Annotated in this window: 8 protein-coding genes and 2 pseudogenes; 8 read left to right on the top strand and 2 right to left on the bottom strand. The window is 76.8% G+C overall.

The features are described from left to right. Nucleotides 1-38: 38 nt before the first annotated feature. From OG550_RS32725 to OG550_RS02770, 5 genes and pseudogenes are all read left to right on the top strand, one after another. Nucleotides 39-6,344, top strand: a pseudogene (locus OG550_RS32725) (amino acid adenylation domain-containing protein); the annotation flags it as partial. Beyond that, nucleotides 6,336-7,961 (top strand): annotated as a pseudogene (locus tag OG550_RS32720) (amino acid adenylation domain-containing protein); the annotation flags it as partial. The pseudogenes OG550_RS32725 and OG550_RS32720, both read left to right, overlap by 9 nt. Beyond that, nucleotides 7,947-9,836 carry a condensation domain-containing protein gene (locus OG550_RS32715; RefSeq protein ID WP_442906127.1) on the top strand — a complete coding sequence of 630 codons (1,890 nt, stop codon included), beginning with the start codon at nucleotides 7,947-7,949 and terminating at the stop codon, nucleotides 9,834-9,836. The pseudogene OG550_RS32720 and the gene OG550_RS32715, both read left to right, overlap by 15 nt. Next, the gene (locus OG550_RS02775) at nucleotides 9,833-17,131 is read left to right on the top strand and encodes a non-ribosomal peptide synthetase (protein ID WP_327674100.1); all 7,299 of its coding nucleotides are present in this window, start codon (nucleotides 9,833-9,835) and stop codon (nucleotides 17,129-17,131) included. Before OG550_RS32715 ends, OG550_RS02775 begins: the two co-directional genes overlap by 4 nt. 164 nt (nucleotides 17,132-17,295) lie before the next feature. Then, nucleotides 17,296-18,147: a siderophore-interacting protein gene (locus OG550_RS02770; protein ID WP_327674098.1), complete on the top strand. Its 852-nt coding sequence runs from the start codon at nucleotides 17,296-17,298 to the stop codon at nucleotides 18,145-18,147. Between the two features lie 84 nt (nucleotides 18,148-18,231). On the opposite strand, the gene OG550_RS02765 is transcribed toward OG550_RS02770, so the two are convergent. Next, on the bottom strand, nucleotides 18,232-19,419 hold the full coding sequence (locus OG550_RS02765) for a FecCD family ABC transporter permease (RefSeq protein WP_327674096.1): 1,188 nt from the start codon (nucleotides 19,417-19,419) through the stop codon (nucleotides 18,232-18,234). Further along, nucleotides 19,416-20,477: a FecCD family ABC transporter permease gene (locus tag OG550_RS02760; RefSeq protein WP_327674094.1), complete on the bottom strand. Its 1,062-nt coding sequence runs from the start codon at nucleotides 20,475-20,477 to the stop codon at nucleotides 19,416-19,418. Before OG550_RS02760 ends, OG550_RS02765 begins: the two co-directional genes overlap by 4 nt. Before the next feature lie 398 nt (nucleotides 20,478-20,875). On the opposite strand from OG550_RS02760, the gene argB reads away from it, so the two are divergent. The 3 genes from argB (at nucleotide 20,876) to OG550_RS02745 (ending at nucleotide 23,815) form a co-directional block, all read left to right on the top strand. Continuing rightward, complete coding sequence (gene argB / locus OG550_RS02755; RefSeq protein WP_442905915.1) at nucleotides 20,876-21,856, top strand: acetylglutamate kinase; 981 nt, start codon at nucleotides 20,876-20,878, stop codon at nucleotides 21,854-21,856. Nucleotides 21,857-22,105: 249 nt separating this feature from the next. Next, nucleotides 22,106-23,464, top strand: a complete 1,359-nt coding sequence (locus tag OG550_RS02750) for a lysine N(6)-hydroxylase/L-ornithine N(5)-oxygenase family protein (protein WP_327674092.1) — start codon at nucleotides 22,106-22,108, stop codon at nucleotides 23,462-23,464. 90 nt (nucleotides 23,465-23,554) lie between these two features. Then, nucleotides 23,555-23,815, top strand: a complete 261-nt coding sequence (locus OG550_RS02745; RefSeq protein WP_327674090.1) for a phosphopantetheine-binding protein — start codon at nucleotides 23,555-23,557, stop codon at nucleotides 23,813-23,815. Nucleotides 23,816-23,960: the final 145 nt, after the last annotated feature.

Raw genomic sequence — 23,960 nt, 5'->3', positions numbered from 1 at the left:
TCGGCGACGCCGCCGCCACCACCGGCCCTGCCGTTTCGGTGGTGGAGCGGTTGGCGGGGTGGGTGCGGGAGGTGCCGGATGCGGTGGCGTTGGTGGTGGGTGAGGAGGTGTTGACGTACCGGGAGTTGGGGGTGCGTTCGGGTCGGTTGGCGTCGGTGCTGGTGGGTCGGGGTGCGGGTCCGGGGTGTTTTGTGGGGTTGGCGTTGCCGCGGTCGGTGGACCTGGTGGTGGCGATGGTGGCGGTGTTGCGGTCGGGGGCGGGGTATCTGCCGTTGGATCCGGGGTTCCCGGCGGAGCGGTTGGCGTTCATGGCGCAGGATGCGTCGCCGGTGTGCACGGTGGCGGTCGGGGAGACCGCGCGGGCCGTACCCGAAGGGGTGCCGGTGCTGCTGCTCGACGACCCGGCGGCCGCCGCCGAGATCGCCGCGGCGCAGCCTGCGCCGTTCACCCCGGTGGATGCGGGGGCGGCGGCGTATGTGATCCACACGTCGGGGTCGACGGGTCGGCCGAAGGGTGTGGTGGTGTCGCACGGGGCGTTTGCGAACTTCCTTGCGGCGATGGACGGTCGGTTGGGGTTGGGGCCGGGTGATTCGTTGGTGGCGGTGACGACGGTGTCGTTCGACATCGCGGGTCTGGAGTTGTTCGGTCCGTTGGTGCGTGGGGCGACGGTGGTGTTGGCGGATCGGGGGACGGTGCGGGATCCGTTGGCGTTGTCGGCGTTGGTGGATCGGGTGGGTCCGGTGGTGGTGCAGGGGACGCCGAGTCTGTGGGAGGGGTTGTTGGCGGAGGCGCCTGCGGTGTCGTTGCGGGGGGTGCATGTGCTGGTGGGTGGTGAGGCTCTGTCGGCGGGGTTGGCGGAGCGGTTGGCGGGTGTGTGCGGGCGGGTGACGAACGTGTACGGGCCGACGGAGGTGACGGTGTGGGCGACGGCGGCGGAGCTGTCGGCCGGCCACCGGGGCGTCCCCGCCATCGGCACCCCGCTGGACAACACCCGGGCCCACGTCCTGGACGCGCGGTTGCGGCCGGTGCCGTCGGGTGTGCCGGGGGAGCTGTACCTCGCGGGGGTGCAGCTGGCGCGGGGCTACCTGAACCGGGCGGCGCTGACCGCCGAGCGGTTCACCGCCGACCCGTTCGGTCCGCCCGGCGGCCGGATGTACCGCACGGGGGACCTCGCCCGGCGGCGTGCGGACGGTGCGCTGGAGTACCTGGGGCGGACCGACGACCAGGTGAAGCTGCGCGGGTTCCGGATCGAACTCGGTGAGGTGGAGGCCGCGTTGGCGGCGCTGCCGGGTGTCGGCCGGGCGGTCGCGCTGGTGCGCGAGGACGAGCCGGGCCGGCAGCAGCTGGTCGGGTACGTCACCGGAGCGGTCGACCCCGAGGAGCTGCGCCGCGCGCTGGCGGCGGTGCTGCCCGAGTACATGGTGCCGTCGGTGGTCGTGGTGCTGGAGTCGCTGCCGCTGACGGCCAACGGCAAGACCGACCGGCGCGCGCTGCCCGCCCCCGACCGGCCCGCCGCGGCCGGACGGCCCCCGGCCACCCCCACCGAGCACGCCGTCTGCGCGGCCTTCGCGGAGGTGCTCGGCCTGTCCGGGGCGGGCGCCGAGGACGGCTTCTTCGCGCTCGGCGGCCACTCGCTGCTCGCCGCCCGGGCCGCGGCCCGGATCCGGGCCGCGCTCGGCGTCCCGGTGGCCGTCCGGGACGTCTTCGAGGCGCCGACCCCGGCCGCGCTCGCCGCCCGGCTGGCCGGCCGGACCGCCGTCGAGCGCCCCGCCCTCACGGCCGGTCCCCGGCCCGACCGCCTGCCGCTCTCCGCCGGCCAGCGGCGGCTCTGGTTCCTGGACCAGCTGGAGGGGCCCGGTACCGCGTACCACCTGCCGCTGGCCCTGCGGATCGACGACGCGGACGGCCGACGGCTGGACGCGGCCGCGCTCGCGGACGCCGTCGCCGACCTGACGGCCCGGCACGAGAGCCTGCGGACCGTCTTCGAGGTCCTGGACGGCGAGTCGTACCAGCGGGTGCTGACCCCGGCCGAGGCGGCCGCCGCCGCGCCGCTGACCGTCCGCGACGTCCCCGGCGACCTCGTCGCGGCCGCCCGGGAGGAGGCCGCCCGGCCCTTCGACCTGGCCGTCGAACCGCCGCTGCGGGCCACCCTGCTGTGCGCCCCCGACGGCGGCCGGATCCTGGTGCTCCTGCTGCACCACATCGCCGCCGACGAGGCGTCGTTCGCCCCGCTGGTTGCCGACCTCCAGGCGGGGTACGCGGCGCGGCTCGCCGGGCGGGCCCCGGAGTTCGCCGAACTCCCCGTGCAGTACCCGGACTTCGCGCTCTGGCAGGCGGGCCTGGACCCGGCGCCCCAGCTCGCGCACTGGCGGACGGCGCTGGCCGGGCTGCCGGAGGAGGTCCCGCTGCCCGCCGACCGCCCCCGGCCGGCCGTCCCGAGCGGCCGCGGCGACACCGTCGGGTTCGCCGTCCCGGCGGACGTCACCGCACGCCTGCGCGCGCTCGCCGCGGCGCACGGCGCCACGCCGTTCATGGCCGTCCACGCGGCGGTGGCGGCGCTGCTGCACCGGCTCGGCGGCGGTGACGACGTCCCGCTCGGGACCCCGGTCGCGGGGCGCGGCGGGGAGGCGGCGCTGGACGGGCTGGTGGGCTTCTTCGTCAACACGGTGGTGCTGCGGGCCGACCTGTCCGGCGACCCGACGTTCGCCGAGCTGCTGGAGCGGGTCCGTGCCGCCGACCTGGCCGCACTCGACCACGCCGACGTGCCGTTCGACCGGGTGGTGGAGGAGCTCGCGCCGCCCCGGTCGCCCGGCCGCCACCCGCTGTTCCAGACCATGGTGGCCCTGGAGGAGGCGGGCCCCGACACCTCCCGGCTGTTCGGCCTCGCCACCGAGCAGGTGGCCGTCGATCCCGGCGCCGCCAAGTTCGACCTGGACGTGGTGCTCCGGCCCGCCCGGACCGTCAGCACCTCGACTGGCGGCACCTCCACCGTCGGCACCTCCACCGACGACCCGGCCCGCGACGACCTGCCGCCCGGCGACCCGGCCGAGGGCGGACTGGTGGGCGGCATCCGCTACGCCACCGACCTGTTCGACCGCGCCACGGTGCAGACCCTGGCCGCCCGCCTGGTCCGCCTGCTGACCCTGGTGACGGCCGACCCCGCCACCCCGGTCGGCCGGCTCGACCTGCTGTCCCCCGGCGAGCACGCCGAGCTGGACCGCTGGAACGCCACCGGCCGCGCCCGCCCGGCCACCACCGCCGCCGAGGAGTTCGCCGCCCGGGCCGCGGCCACCCCCGGCGCCACGGCCGTGGTGGCCGGCGCCGAGCGCCTGACCTTCCGTGAACTCGACGACCGCGCCGACCGGATCGCCCGGCTGCTGCTCGCCGACGGCGCCGGACCGGGCACGCTGACCGCCCTCGCCCTGCCGCGCACCGCCGACGCGGTGGCCGCCGCACTGGCCGTGCTGCGCCTCGGCGGCGGGTTCCTGCCGCTCGACCTCGGGCTGCCCGCGGAGCGGCTCGCCCACATGCTGGCGGACGCGGCCCCCGGCACCGTCCTCACCACCGGAGCGGGCGCCCGGCTGCTGCCGCCCGGCACCCCGGCCGTCCTCCTCGACGACCCCGCCACCGCCGCCGCCCTCGCCGCCGGACCGACCGGGCCCGTCCACCTCCCGGCCGACCCGGCCCAGGTGTGCTACGTCGTCTACACCTCGGGCTCGACCGGCCGCCCCAAGGGCGTCGTCCTCACCCACGGCGGACTCGACAACCTGTTCCACGACCACGACCGCACCCTCTACCGCCCGGTCGCCGCCGGGCTGGGCCGCCGGGTGCGCGCCCTGCACACCGCGTCGTTCTCCTTCGACTCCTCCTGGGAGCAGCTGCTCTGGCTGGTCGCCGGCCACGAGCTGCACCTGCTCGACGACACCGTCCGCCGCGACGCGGAGGCCGTCGTGGGCTACTGCGCCGAGCACCGGATCGACGCCCTCGACGTCACCCCGTCGTACGCCCGGCAGCTGCTGGACGCGGGCCTGCTGGCGGGGGCCCACCGGCCGCCGGTGCTGCTGCTCGGCGGCGAGGGCGTGCCGCCCGACCTCTGGGACGAGCTGCGCGGCCACCCGGACGTCCGGGTCGTCAACTACTACGGCCCGACCGAGGCCACCGTCGACGCGCTGGTGGCGGAGGCGGCGGACGCCGCCGGGCCGGTGATCGGACGCCCGCTGGACAACACCCGGGCCCACGTCCTGGACGCGCGGCTGCGGCCGGTGCCGGCGGGTGTGCCGGGGGAGCTGTACCTCGCGGGGGTGCAGTTGGCGCGGGGCTACCTGAACCGGGCGGCGCTGACCGCCGAGCGGTTCACCGCCGACCCGTTCGGTCCGCCGGGCGGCCGGATGTACCGCACCGGGGACCTCGCCCGGCGGCGTGCGGACGGTGCGCTGGAGTACCTGGGCCGGACCGACGACCAGGTGAAGCTGCGCGGGTTCCGGATCGAACTCGGCGAGGTGGAGGCCGCGCTGGCCCGGCAGCCCGGCGTCGGCGCCGCCGCCGCGCTGGTCCGCGAGGACACCCCCGGCCACCGGCGCCTGGTCGGCTACGCCACCGGCGCCGCCGACCCGGCCGCCCTGCGCCGCGCCCTCGCCGCCTCGCTGCCCGACTACCTGGTGCCCGCCGCCGTGGTCGTCCTGCCGCAGCTGCCGACGACCGCCAACGGCAAGCTGGACCGCGCGGCCCTGCCCGCCCCGGCCGGTCCGGCCGTGCCGCTCTCCCGTCCGCCCCGCGACACCCGCGAGGAGCTGCTCTGCGGCGCCTTCGCCACCGTCCTCGACCTGCCGGAGGTCGGGCCCGAGGACGACTTCTTCGCCCTCGGCGGCCACTCCCTGCTGGCCACCCGGCTGGCCGGGCGGATCCGCGCCGTCCTGCGGACCGACACCGCCGTCCGCGACGTCTTCGCCGCACCGACCCCGGCCGCGCTCGCCGCCCGGCTCGCCGAGCGGGCCGGGACCGACCGCCCGGAGCCCGCCGCGGGCCCGCGCCCGGAACACCCGCCGCTCTCGCCCGGCCAGCTCGGCCTCTGGCTGCTCGACCAGGTGCAGGACTCCGGCGCGGCCTACCACGTCCCGATCGCGGTCCGGCTCACCGGAGCGCTCGACCCGGGCGCCCTCGCCGCCGCCCTCGCCGACGTCGCCGCCCGGCACGAGAGCCTGCGCACCGTGGTGCGGGAGCACGACGGCGAGCCCTACCAGCACGTCCTCGCCCCCGGTGCGCGGCCCGTCCCGCTCACCGTGCTGCCGGTCGGCGGGGAGGGGCTCGACGCCACGCTCCGCACCCTGCTCGCCCCGCCGTTCGACCTCGCGGCCGAGCCGCCGTTCCGCGCCCACCTGCTGCGGGCCGCCGAGCGCGAGCACGTCCTGCTGCTGACGCTGCACCACATCGCCGGAGACGAGGAGTCCACCGCCCCGCTGCTCGCCGACCTCGACACCGCGTACGCCGCCCGGCGGGCCGGCCGGGCCCCCGAGTTCGACGAACTCCCGCTCCAGTACGCGGACTTCGCCCGCTGGCAGGGTGAGCTGCTGGCCCGGGTCGGGGACCGGCAGCGGGAGTACTGGACGCGTGCGCTGGCCGGCGCGCCCGAGGAGGTCGCGCTGCCCGCCGACCGCTCCCGGCCGGTCCGGCCCACCCACCGGGGCGCCGTCGCCCTGTTCGAACTCCCCGCCGACACCACCGCGGCGCTCGCCGCGCTCGCCCGCGCCCACGGCGCGACCCTGTTCATGGCCGTCCACGCCCTGGTCGCCACCCTGCTGCACCGGCTCGGAGCGGGGGAGGACATCGTGGTCGGGGCGCCCGTCTCGGCCCGCACCGACGCCGCGCTCCAGGGCCAGATCGGCTACCACCTCAACACCCTGGCGCTGCGCACCGACCTGTCCGGCACCCCGGACTTCGGCACGCTGCTGGAGCGGGTGCGCGACGCCGACCTGGCCGCCTTCGACCACGCCGACCTGCCGTTCGAGCAGGTGGTCCGGGCGGTCGCGCCGACCCGTACGGCCGGACGCCACCCGCTCTTCCAGACCATGGTCACCTTCCACTCCGCGGCCCCCGCCCCGGCCCGGCTCCTCGGAGCCGCCGCGGCCGAACTGCTGGTGGACACCGGCGGCGCCAAGTTCGACCTGGAGGTGGCGGCCGGCCCCGCCGCCGACGGCAGCGGACGGCTGGATGGCGGCGTCCGGTACAGCCGGGACCGCTTCGACGACGCGACCGCCCGCACCCTCGCCGACCGGCTGGTCCGCCTCGCGGAGCAGGCCGTCGCCGACCCGGCGCGGCCCCTCGCCGACCTCGACCCGATGGCCGACGGCGAACGCGCGCTCGCCCTGTACGGACCGGAGCCCACCGACCGGCCGGCCGGCCCCGGGGACCCGGCCACCCTGCCCGCCCTGGTCGCCGCCGGAGCCCGGCCGGGCGCCGCCGGACCCGCGGTGCTGACGGACGGCGCCGAGCTGTCCCGGGCCGCCTTCGACGACCGCGCGGACCGGCTCGCCCGGCTGCTGATCGCCCGCGGGGTCGGCCCGGAGAGCGTGGTCGCCGTCGCGCTGCCGCGCTCCGCCGACCTGCTGGTGGCCGTGCACGCGGTGGTCCGCGCCGGCGGCGCCTACCTGCCGCTGGACCTCGACCACCCGGCCGAGCGGCTGCGCCACCTCCTCGGCACGGCCCGCCCGGTCTGCGTCCTCACCGACCCCGGATCGGCCGGCCGACTGCCGGCCGGCGCTCCCGGCGCACCCGCTACCCCCGACGCACCCGCTACCCCCGGTGCGCCCGCTACCCCCGGCGCACCCGCGACCGAGGGCCCCACCGTCGTCCTGCTCGGCGACCCGGGCACGGAGGCCGCGCTGGCGGCCCTCCCGGCCGGCCCGGTCACCGACCGCGACCGGCTCGCCCCGCTGGACCCGGACCACCCCGCGTACGTCATCTTCACCTCCGGCTCCACCGGTCTGCCCAAGGGCGTGCAGGTCAGCCACGCCGCGATCGTCAACCGCCTGCGGTGGATGCAGGACGCCTACCCGCTCGGCGGGGACGACCGGGTGCTGCACAAGACCCCGGCCGGTTTCGACGTCTCGGTCTGGGAGCTGTTCTGGCCGTTCGCCGCGGGCGTCCCCGTGGTGGTCGCCCGCCCCGACGGGCACCGCGACCCCGGCTACCTGGCCGACCTGGTCCGCCGCCACCGGGCCACCGTCGCCCACTTCGTGCCCTCCATGCTCGCCGCCTTCCTGGCCGACCGGCGGCTCGCCGAGTGCCCGTCGCTGCGGCGGGTGGTGTGCAGCGGGGAGGCCCTGCCGGTCGACCTCGCCGAGCGCTTCCGGGCGTCCGCCGCCGGCCGGGAGGTGGCCCTGGAGAACCTCTACGGGCCCACCGAAGCGGCGGTCGACGTCACCGCCGAGCACGTCGCCGCCGAGCACGCCCGGCCCGGCGCCGGCCGCCCCGGCGACGGCGTCCCGATCGGCCGCCCGGTGTGGAACACCGGGGTCCGGGTGCTGGACGCACGGCTGCGGCCCGTCCCGCTCGGCACGCCCGGCGAGCTGTACCTGACCGGGGTGCAGCTGGCCCGGGGCTACCTGAACCGGGCGGCGCTCACCGCCGAACGCTTCACCGCCGACCCGTACGGGCCGCCCGGCAGCCGGATGTACCGCACCGGGGACCTCGCCCGGCGGACGGCGGACGGCCGGGTGCACTACCTCGGCCGCACCGACGACCAGGTCAAGCTGCGCGGCCTGCGGATCGAACTCGGCGAGGTGGAGGCGGTGCTCGGCACGCTGCCGGGGGTCGCCCAGGCCGCCGCGGCGGTCCGCGAGTCCGGCTCCGGGGGTGCGCGGCTGATCGGGTACGTCGTCCCGGTGCCCGGGGCCGAGCCGGACGCCCGCCACCTGCGCAAGCTCGCGGCGGAACGGCTGCCCGCGTACATGGTCCCGGCGCCCGTCGTCCTGCTGGACGCCCTGCCGCTGTCCGTCAACGGCAAGCTCGACCGCCGGGCGCTGCCGGCGCCGCCCGCCGGCCCGGCCACCGCGCCCGCCACCGAGCGCGCCGCCACCGATCCCGCCACCGCCGATCCCGCCGCCGTGCTGGCCCGGGTGATGGCCGAGGCCCTCGGCCTGCCCGCCGTCGACCCGCACGCCGACTTCTTCGAACTCGGCGGCGACAGCATCGTCTCCATCCGACTGGTCTCGCTGGCCCGCAAGGCCGGTCTGACCCTGACCGCCCGCCAGGTCTTCGAGGCGCCCACCCCCGCCCGGCTCGCCGGACTCGCGGCCCCGGCCGCCCCGGCCGCCGGAACCGCCCGGGGCGGCCCCAGGCCGCACGACGACGGCACCGGCCCGCTGCCGCTGCCGCCGATCGCCCACTGGCTCGCCGAACGCGGCGGCCCGGTCGACCGGATCGCCCAGACCCGGCTGGTGCTCCTGCCGCCCGGCGTCCGCACCCCCGACCTGGCCGCCGCCCTCCAGGCGCTGCTCGACCGGCACGCCGGCCTGCGCCAGGTCCTCCACCGGCCGGCCCCCGGCGTCTGGTCGGCCGTCGCGGCCCCGCCCGGGGCCGTGACCGCCGCCGACCACCTGCGCGCCCGACCCGCCGACGGCCTCGACGAGGCGGCGCTCCGCGCCCTGGTCACCGCCGAGTCGGCCGCGGCGGTGGGCCGGCTGAGCCCCGGCGACGGCCGCCTCCTGGAGGCCGTCCACCTCGACACCGGCCCCGGGGAGGCGGGCCGCCTGCTGCTGACCGCCCACCACCTCGCGGTCGACGAGGTCTCCTGGGGCATCCTGCTGGACGACCTGCGGACCGCCTGGCAGGACGCCGCCGCCGGCCGCCCGCCGGTCCTCGAACCGGTCGCCACCTCGCTGCGCGCCTGGACCGAGCACCTCCTCGCCGAGGCCCACAGCCCCCGCCGGACCGCCGAACTCGACCACTGGCTGGCCGCCGGGGCCGCCGGGGAGGGCCGCCGCCCGCTCGCCTCCCGCCCGCTGGACCCGGCCCTGGACACCGCCGCCACCGCCCGCCCGTTCACCGTCACCCTCTCCGCCGAACGGACCGCGCCGCTGCTGGACGCCGTCCCCGGGGCCGTCCACGGCACCGTCAACGACGTGCTGCTCACCGCGCTCGCCCTGGCCGCGGCCCGCCTCGACCCGGGGCGGGCGGCCGGCGGACTGCCGGTCGAACTGGAGGGCCACGGCCGGGAACAGGACCTGCTGCCCGGCGCCGACCTCTCCCGCACCGTCGGCTGGCTGACCAGCCTCCACCCGGTGCGGCTCGCCGCCGGCCCCGTCGACCCGGCCGCCGCCCTGAGCGGCGGCGAGGACGCCGGACGCGCCCTCAAGGCGGTCAAGGAACAGCTGCGGGCCGTCCCCGCCGGCGGGATCGGCGCGGGCCTGCTCCGCTACGCCAACGCCGCCACCGCCCGCCGCTTCGACCCGGCCGACCGGCCCGAGGTGCTCTGGAACTACCTCGGCCGCCGCACCCACACCCCCGGCACCGCCTGGGGACCGGCACCCGAGGCCGACGCCCTGGACGTCGGGCCCGACCCCGGGAGCCCGCTCTCCCACCCGCTGGAGATCGTCGCCCGGATCGACCCCGGCCCCGACGGCCCCCGGCTGGTCGCGGACTGGATCCCCGCCGCCGGCGCCCTGCCGGAGACGACCGCCCGTGCCCTCGCCGAGGCGTGGACCACCGCCCTCGACGGCCTCGCCGCCTGGGCCGGCGCCGCCGGAGCCGGCGGCCACACCCCCTCCGACCTCGATCTGATCTCCCTCGACCAGGACCAGATCGCCATGCTCGAACAGATGTGGAAGGACCAGCGATGACCAGGACCGGCCTCGCGGACATGCTCCCGCTCTCCCCGCTCCAGCAGGGCATGCTGTTCCTCTCCTCCTACGACGAGCAGGCCGCGGACGTCTACACCGTCCAGCTGACCGTCGCGCTGAGCGGCCCGGTCGACGCGGCCCGGCTCGGCGCGGCCGCCGACGCGCTGCTCCGCCGGCACGCCAACCTGCGCGCCGGGTTCTGGCACGAGAACGTGCCCGAGCCCGTCCAGTTCGTCCCCGCCGAGCTGCGGATCGCCGTGCGGGAGGCCGACCTGCGGGCCGAGCACGCCGCCGACCCGGACGGCGGCGCCCTGGACCGGGCCGAACGCGCCGAACTGGCCGAGCGGTTCGTCCTGCACCGGCCGCCGCTGCTCCGGCTCGCGCTGGCCCGCCTCGCCGACACCGAGTACCGGCTGATCGTCACCGTGCACCACATCCTGGTGGACGGCTGGTCGATGCCGCTCCTGGTGCGCGAGCTGCTGGCGCTCTACGACCGGGGCGGCGACCCGGCGGGCCTGCCCGCCGTCCGCCCCTACCGCGACCACCTGCGCTGGCTGGCCGACCAGGACCGGCCGGCCGCCGAACGCGCCTGGCACGCGGCGCTCGCCGGGACGGACGGGCCCACCCTGCTCGCCCCGGCCGACCCCGGCCGACGGGCGGTCCGCCCGGCCCGGCACGTCCGGCGGTTCACCGAGGAGGCCACCGAGGCGCTCACCGCGGCGGCCCGCCGGCTCGGCACCACCCCCAGCACGCTCGTCCAGTGCGCGTGGGGGCTGCTGCTCGGCTCCCTCACCGGGCGCCGGGACGCCGTCTTCGGGCTGACCGTGTCGGGCCGGCCCGAGGAACTGCCCGGCGTCGACTCGATGATCGGACTGTTCATCACCACCGTCCCGGTCCGGGTCGCGGTGCGCCCCGAGGAGACCGTCGCCGACCTGGTCCGCCGGTTCCGCGCCGAGCAGAACGACCTGCTCGCCCACCACCACCTCGGCCTGCACGGGATCCAGCGGCAGGCGGGCGGCGGCGAGCTGTTCGACACCCTGCTCGTGGTCGAGAACTACCCCGTCGACCCGTCCGCCCGCCCCGCGCTCGCCGGCGGGGCGGCCGTCACCGGCGTCACCGCCCGCGACGCCACCCACTACCCGCTCACCCTGGCCGTCACCCTGGGCCGCACCGCCGAGGTCGACCTGGAGTACCGGCCCGACCTGCTGACCGGCCGCCAGGCCGAGCGGATCGGCGAACGGCTGGCCGCGCTGCTGGAGCGGATCGCCGCCGACCCCGGCGCGAGCGTGGGCGCGCTGCGGCTGACCACCGACGAGGAGCACGCCCGGCTGGTGTCGGCCGGGACCGGCCCGGAGGCCGCCGCGTTCGGGGGGAGCGTCGCCGACCGCTTCGCGGCCCAGGCCGCCGCGACCCCGGAGGCCGTCGCGGTGGTCGCCGGCGGCCGGTCCGTGACCTTCGCCGAGCTGGACCGCCGCTCGGCCGGGCTGGCGCGCCGGCTGGCCGCGCGCGGGATCGGCCCCGAGTCGGTGGTCGCCCTCGCCGTCCCGCGCTCGGCGGACGCCGTGACCGCACTGCTCGGCGTGCTCCGCAGCGGCGCCGCCTACCTGCCGCTGGACCTCGACCACCCGGCCGAGCGGCTCGCCGACATGCTCGCCGACGCGGCCCCGGCCTGCCTGGTCACCACGGCGGCCGCCGCCGGCCGGCTCCCCGCCGCCGGCCCGCGCCCGCTGCTGCTCGACGGCAAGGACGGCCCGGACGACCCGGACGACCCCGACCACCCGGGCGACCCCGAGGGGGACGACGGCGCCGCGCTCCCCGCCGTCGACCCCGAACACCCCGCCTACGTCATCTACACCTCCGGCTCCACCGGCCGCCCCAAGGGCGTCGTCCTCACCCACCGCGGCCTCGCCAACCTCTACGCCAACCACCGGGCGGCGCTGCTCGACCCGGCCGCCCGGGCCGCCGGCCGCCGGCTGCGGGCCCTGCACACCGCCTCGTTCTCCTTCGACACCTCCTGGGAGCAGCTGTTCTGGCTGCTCGCCGGCCACGAACTGCACCTCCTCGACGAGACCGAGCGCCGCGACCCCGAGTTCGTCACCCGCTACGTCCGCGACCACCGCGTCGACACCCTCGACGTCACCCCCACCTACGCCCAGCAGCTCCTCGACTGGGGGCTCCTCACCGACGCCGAGCACCGCCCCGCCCTGCTGCTGCTCGGCGGCGAGGCGGTGCCGCCCGCCCAGTGGAGCGCCGTCCGCGCCGCCGACGGCGTCCGCGCCGTCAACCTCTACGGGCCCACCGAGTACACCGTCGACGCCCTGGCCGCCGACCTCGCCGACAGCCCGCGCCCGCTGGTCGGCGCGCCGATCGCCGGCACCGCCGCCCGCGTCCTCGACCACGCCCTGCGCCCCGCGCCCGACGGCGCCCCCGGCGAGCTGTACCTGGCCGGGACCGGGCTGGCCCGCGGCTACCACGACCGGCCGGGCCTGACCGCGGGCCGGTTCGTCGCCGACCCGTACGGCCCGCCCGGAAGCCGGATGTACCGCACCGGGGACCTCGTCCGCCGGCTGCCCGACGGCCGCCTCGACTACCTCGGCCGGGCCGACGAGCAGGTGAAGATCCGCGGGTTCCGGATCGAGCCCGGCGAGGTGGAGGCCGCCCTGATCGCACTGCCCGGTGTCGCCACCGCCGCCGTGGTCGTCCGCGAGGACACCCCTGGGGTGCGCCGCCTGGTGGGCTACCTGACCGGCGGCGCCGACCCGGCCGCGGCCCGCACCGCGCTGGCCGCCGTGCTGCCCGAACACCTCGTCCCCGCCGCCCTGGTGGTCCTCGACGCACTGCCGCTCAACGTCAACGGCAAGCTCGACCGGGCCGCGCTGCCCGCCCCCGTCCTCACCGGGGACCCGGCCTCCCGCGCCCCGCGCACCCCGGCCGAGACCGTCCTGTGCCGGGTCTTCGCCGACGTCCTCGGCCTCGCCTCGGCCGGCGCCGACGACGACTTCTTCGTCCTCGGCGGGGACTCGATCAGCTCGATCCAGCTGGTCGGCCGGCTCCGCAAGGAGCAGCTGGTCCTCACCCCCCGCCACGTCTTCGAGCACCGCACGCCCGCCAGGCTCGCCGCCGCCGCGGCGGAGGCCGCGCCCGGGGCCGACCGCCCGGGCACCGGACCCGCCGTGCTCGTGCCCGACGCCGTCCGCGCCCTGGCCGCCGAGCTCCGCCCCGACGCGCAGGAGGTGCTGCCGCTCTCCCCGCTCCAGGAGGGCCTGTACTTCCACGCCGTCTACGACGACCGCGCGCTCGACGTCTACCTGATGCAGAACTTCGTCGAGCTGCTGCACGCGGTCGACGGGGCCGCGCTGCGCCGCGCCTTCGAGGCGCTGCTGAGGCGCCACCCCCACCTGCGGGCGGGCTTCTGGCACCAGGGACTCGACGAGCCGGTGCAGATCGTGCCCGGTGCGTGGGAGCTGCCCTGGCGGGAGACCGACCTGAGCCACCTCGACCGGGCCGCCCAGGACCGCGCCCTGGAGGAGTTCTCGCACGCCGACGCCGCCACCCGGTTCGACCTCGCGGCGCCGCCGCTGCTGCGGGTCACCCTGTTCCGCTTCGCCGAGGAGCGCCACGTGCTCTGCGTGACCCAGCACCACATCCTCACCGACGGCTGGTCCGAGTCGCTGTTCTTCGAGGAGCTGTTCGCCCTCTACCGGCACGGCGGCGACGAGGACGCGCTGGCGCCCGCCACCCCGTACCGGGAGTTCCTGCGCCACCTCGCGGCCACCGACCGCGAGGCCTCGGCGGAGGCCTGGCGCGCCCACCTGGCCGGCCTCGACCAGGCCACCCTGGTCGCGCCCGAGGACCCGGCCCGGCAGCCGGTGATCGCCGAGGTCTGCCCGATCGTCCTGGACGAGGCGACCAGTGACGGGCTGCGCGCCTTCGCCCGGTCCTGCGGCATCACCCTCAACACGGTGCTCAGCACCGCGTGGGCGCTCACCCTGGCCGGCCTCACCGGCTCGGACGACGTGGTGTTCGGCGCCACCGTCTCCGGGCGGCCGCCGGAGCTGCCGGGCGTGGACACCATGATCGGGATGTTCATGAACACCCTCCCGTTCCGGGTCACCGTGCGGCCGGGGGAGCCGCTGCGCGACCTGCTGGTCCGCGTCCAGCGCGAGCACGCCGCCCTGCTGCCCCACCACCAGGTGGGCCTCGGCCGGATCCAGCGGCTCAGCGGCTTCGGCCGCCTCTTCGACACCCTGTACGTGTTCCGCAACACCCCGCTGGACGACTCGGCCCGTGAGGAGGCCGTCGCCCGCCACGCGATCGGCTGGACCCACAGCGTCGACGGCACCCACTACCCGCTGACCCTCGCGGTGACGCCCGACCGGGCCCTGGAGCTGAGCCTCGCCTACCGGCCGGACCTGTTCGACGCCGGGACGGCCCGGTCGGTGGCCGACCGGCTCGCCGCGCTGGTCCGCTCGCTGCCCGGGGACCCGGCCACCCCGGTCGGGCGGCTCGCCGCGACGGAGCCGGCCGAGCTGGAGCGGCTGCTCGGCCTCGGCGACGACACCGGCCACGCCGTCCCCGACACCACCGTCGACCGGCTGCTCGCGGAACAGGCCGCCCGCACCCCGGACGCGACCGCCCTGGTCTTCGGCGGCGAGCGGCTCTCCTACGCCGAACTCGACCGCCGGGCCGACCGGCTGGCCCACGCCCTGATCGCCCGCGGCGCCGGGCCCGAACGGTTCGTCGCCCTCGCGCTGCCGCGCTCCGCCGACTTCGTGGTCGCCCTGTTCGCGGTGCTGCGCACCGGTGCCGGGTACCTGCCGCTGGACCTCGACCACCCGGCGGCCCGGCTCGCCGACATGCTCGCCGACACCCGCCCGCTCTGCCTGGTCACCGTCACGGCCGTCGCCGACGGCCTGCCGGAGCCGGGCGGCGCGGGCGGTCAGGGCGGCGCGGACCGCCCCGGCGGCCTGCCCCGCCTGGTCCTCGACCACCCCGACGGCCGGGCCGAACTGGCCGCCGCCCCGGACCGGCCGGTGACCGCCGCCGACCTCACCGCCCCGCGCCACGCCGACCACCCGGCCTACGTGATCCACACCTCCGGCTCCACCGGCCGCCCCAAGGGCGTCGTCGTCCCGCACCGCGGACTGACCACCATGCTGGTCAACCACCGCGCCAGGATCTTCGGCCCCGCCGTGGACCGGGCCGGCGGCCGGCGGCTGCGGATCGCCCACACCGTCTCCTTCGCCTTCGACATGTCGTGGGAGGAGTTCTTCTGGCTGGTCGACGGCCACGAGGTGCACGTCATCGGCGAAGCGCTGCGGCTGGACCCGGACGCCCTGGTCGCGCACTACCACCGCGAGCGCGTCGACGTCGTCAACGTCACCCCGTCCTACGCCCAGCAGCTGATCGAGGCCGGACTCCTCGCCGACGGCCGGCACCGGCCGCTGCTCGTCCTGCTCGGCGGCGAGGCCGTCCCCGAGTCGCTCTGGCAGCTGCTCGACCGCACCGGCGGCACCACCGGCTACAACCTGTACGGACCCACCGAGTACACCGTCAACGCGCTCGGCGCCGGTGTCGACGAGAGCGCCACCGCCACCGTCGGACGCCCCGTCATGAACACCCGGGCCCGGGTGCTGGACCACGCCCTGCGCCCGGTCCCGGTGGGCGTGCCCGGCGAGCTGTACCTGGCCGGCGACGGCCTGGCCCGCGGCTACCACGACCGCCCCGGCCTGACCGCCGGCCGGTTCGTCGCCGACCCGTACGGCCCGGCCGGCGGGCGGATGTACCGCACCGGCGACCAGGTGCGGTTCCGGCCGGACGGCCGGCTGGACTACCTGGGCCGGACCGACCAGCAGGTGAAGATCCGCGGGTTCCGGGTCGAGCCCGGCGAGGTCGAGTCCGCGCTGCTCGCGCTGGACGCCGTCGCCGCGGCCGCCGTCGTCCCGCAGCGGGGCCCGGGCGGCACCCGCCTGGTCGCCTACACCGTGCCCGCCCCCGGCAGCCCGGCGGACTCCACCGGGCTGCGCGCCGCACTCGCCGCCACCCTGCCCGAGTACCTCGTCCCGGCCGCGTTCGTCGCCCTCGACGCGCTGCCGCTCACGGTCAACGGCAAGGTCGACCGCGCCGCGCTGCCGGTGCCCGCCCCCGCCGGGCAGGGCACCTCCCGGCCGCCCGCCGACGCCCGCGAGGCCCTGCTCCGCGAACTCTTCGCGGAGGTCCTCGGCCTGCCCGGGATCGGCGTCGACGACAACTTCTTCGAACTGGGCGGCCACTCGCTGCTCGCCATGCGGCTGGCCGGCCGGATCCGGGCCGAGCTCAACACCCCGGTCCAGGTCGCCACCCTGATGGCCGCTCCGACGGTGGCCGGGGTGGCGGCCCGGATCGGGACCGACGCCCGCCGGGACGCGCTGCGCACCCTGCTGCCGCTGCGGGAGGCGGGCGCGCTGCTGCCGCTGTTCTGCGTGCACCCGGCCTCAGGGTTCGGCTGGCAGTACGCGGGTCTGCTGCGCCACCTCGACCGGGAGCGCCCGCTGTACGGCCTCCAGTCACCGGGCCTGCGCGGGGAGCTCCCGCAGGTCGCGGACGTCCGGGAGCTGGCCGCGCTGTACCTCGCGGAGGTGCGGGCGGTGCAGCCGCAGGGCCCGTACCACCTGCTCGGCTACTCCTTCGGCGGGACGGTCGCGCACGCGATGGCGGCGCTGCTCCAGGAGGGCGGCGAGGAGGTGGCCTTCCTCGGCCTGCTGGACGCCTACCCGCCGGAGACCGAGGACTGGTCCTTCGCGGCCGACCCGGCGTTCCGCGAGCGGCTCGCGGAGGAGGAGGCGGGGTTCCTGGCCGGGGTGGCCGGCCTCGGCGTCGAGGCGCCGCAGAGCCCCGCCGGGCCGGACGCGGGAGCGGGCTCAGGGCAGGACCGGGACGCCGGGCCGGACGGGGACGCGGGGGCGGTGACCGCCCGGGCGGTCGGCCGCGAGGAGGCGATCGCCGCGATCCGGGCCAGCCAGGGCGTGCTGGCCGGATTCGACGAGGAGCTGCTGAACGCCATCGTCGACACCAACGTGCACTGCGTCGGCCTGCTGGCCCGCAGCCGCACCCCGCTCTGGACCGGTGACGCCCTGTTCGTCACCGCCGCCCGCACCACCGCCCCCGAGGACGCCCCCGCGAAGGTCTGGCCGCCCTACCTGCGCGGCCGGCTGGACGAGCACGTGCTGGACGTCGGCCACGACGAACTGATGGACGAGCAGGCACTGGCGCTGATCGGCCCGCTGGTGCAGCGGGCGCTGGCGGAGGGGGTGTGAGCCGGGGCCCGCGCCCGGCCCGCGGCCCTCCCGCGGGCGCGCCTTCCGCCCGCCCGTCCGCCGGACCGACCGACGACCCGGTGGCCGCACGGGCCGACCACCGCACCACCGCAGACTCCGGGGACCGCACCGCGGCCCCCGGGACCCGAGCAGAGGACACCCCCATGACCAGCAACGCCCCCCTGATCGACACCGTCTACCACGACCTGGCCCTGCGCACGCTGGAGGTGGTCCGGGTCACCCGGGTCACCCCCCGGCTGGTCCGGGTCACCCTCGGCGGCCCCGAGCTGGCCGGGTTCATCGACCAGGCGCCCGCCGACCACGTCAAGGCCTTCTTCCCGGCGCCCGGCGAGACGGAGCCCGTGCTGCCCCTGCTCGGTGACGACGACGAGGGCCTGATCTTCCCCGACGTCCCGCCGTTCCCGATCTCCCGCGACTACACCACCCGCCGCTTCGACCCGGTGGCCGGCGAGCTGGACCTCGACTTCGTCCTGCACGGCAGCGGCGTCGCCTCGGTGTGGGCCGCGCAGGCCGCCCCCGGCCAGAAGCTCGGCCTGGCCGGGCCGCGCGGCTCGGTGATGGTCCCGCTGGAGTTCGACTGGTACCTGCTGGCCTCCGACGAGACCGGCCTGCCGGGCCTGAGCCGGTGGCTGGAGATCCTGCCGGAGGGTGCGCCCGCCAAGGTGTTCATCCTGGTGGACGACGCCGGCGAGGAGCACCACCTGGAGACCAGGGCGGACGCCGAGATCACCTGGGTGCACCGCGACGGCGTGGCCCACGGCGAGGGCGACCTGCTCCACCAGGCGATCAGCGCCCTGGAGTTCCCGCCCGGGCGGCCGTACGTGTGGATCACCGGGGAGGCCGGCGAGCTGAAGCCGATCCGCCGCCACCTGCGCGCCGCCGACTTCGACCGGGACTACACCGACGTCGACGGCTACTGGAAGCGCGGCACCGTCAACCTGGACCACCACCTGGCGGACGAGGACGACGAGGAGCCGGCCGCCGACGCCTCCTGACCGGTCCCCGACGCGGAAGGCGCGGGACCTCCCCCACCGAGGGGAGGTCCCGCGCCTTCCGCGTTCACGGCGGGACGGGGCGGCTCAGCGGCGGCCGGACCGCCACTCGTGCAGCAGCAGCCAGACGAGGTAGAGCCCGCCGATCGCCGCCGTCATGATGCCGACCGGCAGCTGGATCGGGGCCACCACCCGCTGCGCGGCGAGGTCGCTGAGGCAGAGCAGCAGCGCCCCCATCAGCGCGGAGGGCAGCAGGCTGACGCCGGCGGCCCGGCCGAGGCGGCGGGCGAGCTGGGGCGCGGCCAGTGCGACGAAGGAGATCGGCCCGGCCGAGGCGGTGGCGACGGCCGAGAGCAGCACGGCGCAGACCACCAGCAGCGCCCGCGAGCGCTCCACCGGCACACCGAGCGCCTTCGCCGCGTCGTCGCCCGCCTCCATCAGCCGCAGGTGGCGGCCCAGCAGCAGGACGGCGGGCAGCAGCAGTCCGATCGCCAGTGCCGCGGGGCCGAACTGGTCCCAGCCGCGTCCGTTCAGCGAGCCGGTGAGCCAGACGGCCGCGGCCTGCGCCTCGTCGATCGACGCCTCGACCATCAGGTAGGCGTTCACCGAACTCAGCAGTGCCCCGGCGGCGATCCCGACCACGATCAGCCGGTAGCCCTGCACACCGCGCCGGTAGGCGAGCAGGTAGACCGTCAGGGCGGTGGCGAAGCCGCCGCCGACCGCGCCGAGCGCGACGGCGAAGGGCCCTCCGCCGAACACGAGGATCTGGAGCAGTGCCCCGGTCGCCGCGCCGGTCTCGAAGCCGATCAGGTCGGGGCTGCCCAGCGGGTTGCGGGCGAGGCTCTGGAACACGGCGCCGCTCAGCCCGAGGGCCGCGCCGACGATGACGCCGACCGCGAGCCGGGGCAGCCGCAGGCTGTTCACCACGTAGTCGGTGGCCGGGGTGCCCTGTCCGGCCAGTGCCTTGAGCACGTCGGCGGGGGAGACCTGGAAGTCGCCGGTGCCGAGCGTGGCGACGGCGACCGCGAGCAGGGCGACGGCCAGGCCGCAGCCGGCGGCCAGCGGGCGCCGGGCGACCCGCAGCCGCACCGGGCCGAACCGGATGCGCAGTCCGGGGACGAGCCGGGCCGGGTCCGGCGGCACGGGCCCGTCCTTGCCGGAGCCGTTCCTGCCGGGGCCGTCCTTGCCGGGGCCGTCCTTGCCGGGACCGGCGGGGCCGGGGCCGGCGGGCTGGGGGAGCAGGGCGCCTGACCGGGTGTCGGGGGCGTGGTTCACAGCTGGGGCACCTTCCGGCGGCGGACCAGGGCGACGAGGACGGGGGCGCCCAGGGCCGCGGTGACGATGCCGACGGCCAGTTCGTCGGGGCGGACCAGGATCCGGCCGAGCACGTCGGCGCCGAGCAGCAGCACGGGGGAGAGGACCAGGCAGTAGGCGAACAGCCAGCGCTGGTCAGGGCCGGTGACGAGCCGTACGGCGTGCGGCACGATGAGGCCGACGAACCCGATCGGGCCGACGGCGGCGGTCGCGGCGCCGCAGAGCAGGGCGACCGCGACCGCGCCGAGCGCCCTGGTGCGGACCGGCCGGGCGCCGAGCGCGCTGCCGATGTCGTCGCCGAGGGCGAGCGCGTTGAGCGGGCCGGCCAGGGCGAGCGCGAGCACGACGCCGGCCAGCAGGAACGGCGTCACCTGGACGAGGACGGTGTCGCTGCGCCCGGCGAGGGTGCCGACCGACCAGGTGCGCAGGGTGGCGAAGGAGTCGCGGTCGAGGAAGGTGAGGGTGGAGATGCCCGCGATCAGCGAGGCGTTGACCGCGGTTCCGGCGAGGACGAGCCGGATCGGGGAGGCGGCGCTGCGCCCGGCGGTGCCCAGGGTGTAGACGGCGGCCGCGGTGAGGGCGGCGCCCGCGAGGGCGAACCAGACGTAGCCGGCCAGGGTGGTGACGTGGAAGAGGCCGATGCCGGCGACGACGGCGGCGGAGGCGCCGGACTCGATGCCGAGGAGCCCCGGGTCGGCGAGCGGGTTGCGGGTGAGCGCCTGCATGAGCGCGCCGGCCAGGCCGAGGCCCGCTCCCACCGCGAGTCCGAGCAGGGTCCTGGTGAGCCGGTAGTCCCGGACGATGACGGCGTTCTCGGTGCCGTCGGGCGAGAACAGTCCGCGCAGGACGGTGCCGAACGGGATGGACCGGGCGCCCACCGAGATGCTGAGCACCATGACGACGAGCAGCAGCAGGAGCGCGGCGATCAGCCCTGCGGCGCGTAGTCGGGGCGCGGCCCGTTCGGACGGGCGGGGGTCGGCAGGGCCGCCCGGGTGGACGCCTTGCTGGACGAGACTCACTCGTGCACTCCTCGGCCGGGCTGGGGCGGAGGACTCCCCGCCACGATTTTTAGTTAGGTGAGCCTATCCTAATTGGCCGATTTCGATGACCGTCCGGAGGCTTGCGCGAGGGGTCGCGGGAGGCCCCGGGAGGCGTGCGGGGCGCGGTTGTTGGCGGTCCGTCAGTGCGCGGCCGGACCCGGTCCCGGGGGTGCGGGAGGGGTGGCGGAACCTCGCCCACGCCCGGTGCCGCGGTCGTGACGGCGCTGACCGGGCGATGTAAGGTCAACCTTGCCTAACCAGCGCCGAGCCGGGGGACTCGCCTCCCCCGCCGCGACCGCGAGAACTGGTGGGACACAGGGCAGCCGGAACGGCCGAGTTGAGACGAAGGACGCGTGGGACTGGTGGGCAGAGGCAGTGTGAGTCCAGGCAGGTCCGGCGGAGTCGGATCCGAGCGGCGTCCGCCCGGTCTCCAGGAGTGCCTGTCCGACCTGAGGCGCTTCCGCGGCTCCACGGTCGTGGTGAAGTTCGGCGGCAACGCCATGGTGGACGAGGCCCGCAAGGCGGCCTTCGCCCGGGACGTCGTCCTCCTCCGCTACGCGGGCCTGCGCCCGGTGGTCGTGCACGGGGGCGGTCCGCAGATCGGGGCGCAGCTCCAGCGGCTCGGACTGACCTCCTCCTTCACGGCCGGCCTGCGGGTCACCACGCCCGAGGCCATGGAGGCCGTTCGGATGGTGCTGGCGGGTCAGGTCCAGCGGGAGCTGGTCGGCCTGATCAACGCCCACGGCCCGTTCGCGGTCGGACTGACCGGCGAGGACGCGCACACCATGACCGCCCGCAAGCGCTACGCGGTGGTGGACGGCGAGCGGGTCGACATCGGCCTGGTCGGCGAGGTCTCGTCGGTCAGCCCGTCGCTGCTGTCGGTCCTGCTGGCCGACGGCCGGATCCCGGTGGTGTCCTCGGTGGCGCGGGGCGAGGACGGGAACGTCTACAACGTCAACGCCGACACGGCCGCCGCCGCGGTGGCCGGGGCGCTGCGCGCGGACGTGCTGCTGATGCTGACCGACGTCCCCGGCCTCTACCGGTCGTGGCCCACGGACACCGAGGTGGTCCCGCGGCTCACCGCGGGCGAACTGGAGGACCTGCTGCCGGGGCTGACCGGCGGGATGGTGCCCAAGATGGAGGCCTGTCTCGACGCGCTGCGCGCGGGTGTGGGCGTGGTGCGGGTCCTCGACGGACGGGTGCCGTACGCCCTGCTGCGCTCCTTCGGGGACTCCTCCCCGGGGACGGAGATCGTCGCACGGGCGGAGAGCCGCCCGGAGAGCCGGGTGGAGGCCGGGGCCGGCGCCCCGGCGGGCGGTCCGCCGGCGTCCGTGCAGGGTGCTCCCGTGCCGAGGTGAGCCCGTGAACGGGGCTTGAACGTCCCGATTGAGACGCCCTGTCCGGAAAATCCGGGCATGGGCACGCCCGATTCGGAGAAATCGCTGATCGGAGCCCGGATGGGGTCGGGTCGGCGAACTTGACTCCATGGCTCCGATAAGGGAACTTAGGCAAGCCTTGCCTTAGGTACTCGGTGGTCACGCCGGGGTTGACAGGTCCGGAGCTCCACTCCCGGTCCCTGAACGAGCAGTAGAAGGAAGGATTGAGTCATGTCGCGCGAGAACGGCGCAATCTACGGAGGTGGCGGCGTCGACGACCTCGTCGGCATAGGCTTCGGCCCGGCCAACCTGGCCCTGGCGATCGCGATCGACGACCACAACCGCAGCAACCCCGAGCAGTCGCTCGACGTCCGCTTCCTGGAGAAGCAGGAACGTTTCGGCTGGCACCGCGGGATGCTGCTGGACGGCGCGACCATGCAGGTGTCCTTCCTCAAGGACCTGGTGACCCTGCGTGACCCGCGCAGCCGCTTCACCTTCCTGTCCTACCTCCAGGAGCGGGACCGGCTGGTCGACTTCATCAACCTGAAGTCCTTCTACCCGACCCGGCTGGAGTTCCACGACTACTTCGAGTGGTGCGCCGCCGAGTTCGCCGGCCAGACCGCCTACGGCCGCCAGGTCACCGCCGTCCGCCCGGTGGAGTCCGACGGCCGGATCGACAGCGTCGAGGTCGTCTCCGAGGCGGTCGGCGGCGGCGACCGCGAGGTCCGCCGCGCCCGCAACATCGCCGTCGGCACCGGCCTGACGCCGCGCGTCCCCGCCGGCGTCACCCTCGGCGAGCGCGTCTGGCACGCCCGGGACCTCCTGCTCAAGGCGCCCTCGCTGGCCGGCCAGGAGCTGCGCCACCGCCGGATCGCCGTGGTCGGCGCCGGGCAGTCGGCCGCCGAGGCGGTCGAGTACCTGCACCGCTCCTTCCCCGAGGCCGAGATCTGCGCCGTCCTCTCCCGCTACGGCTACAGCCCGGCGGACGACAGCCCCTTCGCCAACCGGATCTTCGACCCCTCCGCGGTGGACGAGTTCTACGGCGCGTCCGAGGACGCCAAGGAAGCCCTGCTGCGCTACCACGCGAACACCAACTACTCCGTGGTCGACGGCGACCTGATCGAGCAGCTGTACCGGACCGTCTACCAGGAGAAGGTCGCCGGCCGGGAGCGGCTGCGCATCCTCAACGCCAACCGCCTGACCGGCGTCGGGCAGACCGCGGACGGCGTCCGCGCCGAGGTCCGCTCGCTGACCACCGGCGAGGAGCAGGCCCTGGACTGCGACGCCGTCGTCCTCGCCACCGGCTACACCCACGTGGACCCGCGCGACCTGCTCGGCGACCTCGCGTCCGCCTGCCTCACCGACGAGCAGGGCCGGCTCCGCGTCGACCGCGACCACCGGGTGCTGACCGAGGACCACGTCGAGGTGGGGATCTACCTCCAGGGCGGCACCGAGCACACCCACGGGATCACCTCCGCGCTGCTCTCGACCCTCGCCATCCGCTCCGGCGAGATCTGCGACTCCCTGCTGCTGCGCCAGACCGGCCGCCAGCTGCGGGACCAGAACAGCCGCCTCGGCGTCGCCGGCTGACGACGGCCCCCGGGCCGCCGGCCCGGGCCCGCACCGGACGACCCGCACCCCCCACCCTCACCCGCACCCGCAACCGAACGGACCTTCAGCATGAGCGCCAGCACCGCACCGGGCCCGACGGGCTTCGACCCGGACGCCATCCGGGCGGACATCGCCGACGTCCTCGGCGAGCGCCCGGAGGACATCGGTGACGACGACGACCTGCGCGACCTCGGCCTCGACTCGATGCGGGTGATGCACCTCGTCGAGGTCTGGCGCGGCCGCGGCGCCCGGGCCGAGTTCGCCGACCTGGCCGACCTCGGCGCCGAGCCCACCGTCGCCACCTGGTCGGCCTACCTGAGCCGGGTCTGACGCCCGACCGGGCCGCGTCCGGGCCGAGCGCCCGGACCACGCCCGAGCACCACCCGAGCCGCACCCGGGGCCCCGCCCCGGGCGGCGACCCGAGCCCCACCCAGCCGTACCGGAACCGCTGGAACCGCCCGCGCCGGCGGGCACC

This window comes from Kitasatospora sp. NBC_00458 (assembly GCF_036013975.1).
Lineage (GTDB): Bacteria > Actinomycetota > Actinomycetes > Streptomycetales > Streptomycetaceae > Kitasatospora.
The sequence above is the reverse complement of the archived record's forward strand: the minus strand, read 5'-3'. Positions and strand labels throughout refer to the sequence as shown.

What these genes read in the sequence shown, in the direction of transcription:
- OG550_RS32715 (WP_442906127.1), top strand. Translation starts at nt 7,947, where the DNA reads ATGGTCCCGGCGCCCGTCGTCCTGCTGGACGCCCTGCCGCTGTCCGTC.
- OG550_RS02775 (WP_327674100.1), top strand. Translation starts at nt 9,833, where the DNA reads ATGACCAGGACCGGCCTCGCGGACATGCTCCCGCTCTCCCCGCTCCAG.
- OG550_RS02770 (WP_327674098.1), top strand. Translation starts at nt 17,296, where the DNA reads ATGACCAGCAACGCCCCCCTGATCGACACCGTCTACCACGACCTGGCC.
- OG550_RS02750 (WP_327674092.1), top strand. Translation starts at nt 22,106, where the DNA reads ATGTCGCGCGAGAACGGCGCAATCTACGGAGGTGGCGGCGTCGACGAC.
- OG550_RS02745 (WP_327674090.1), top strand. Translation starts at nt 23,555, where the DNA reads ATGAGCGCCAGCACCGCACCGGGCCCGACGGGCTTCGACCCGGACGCC.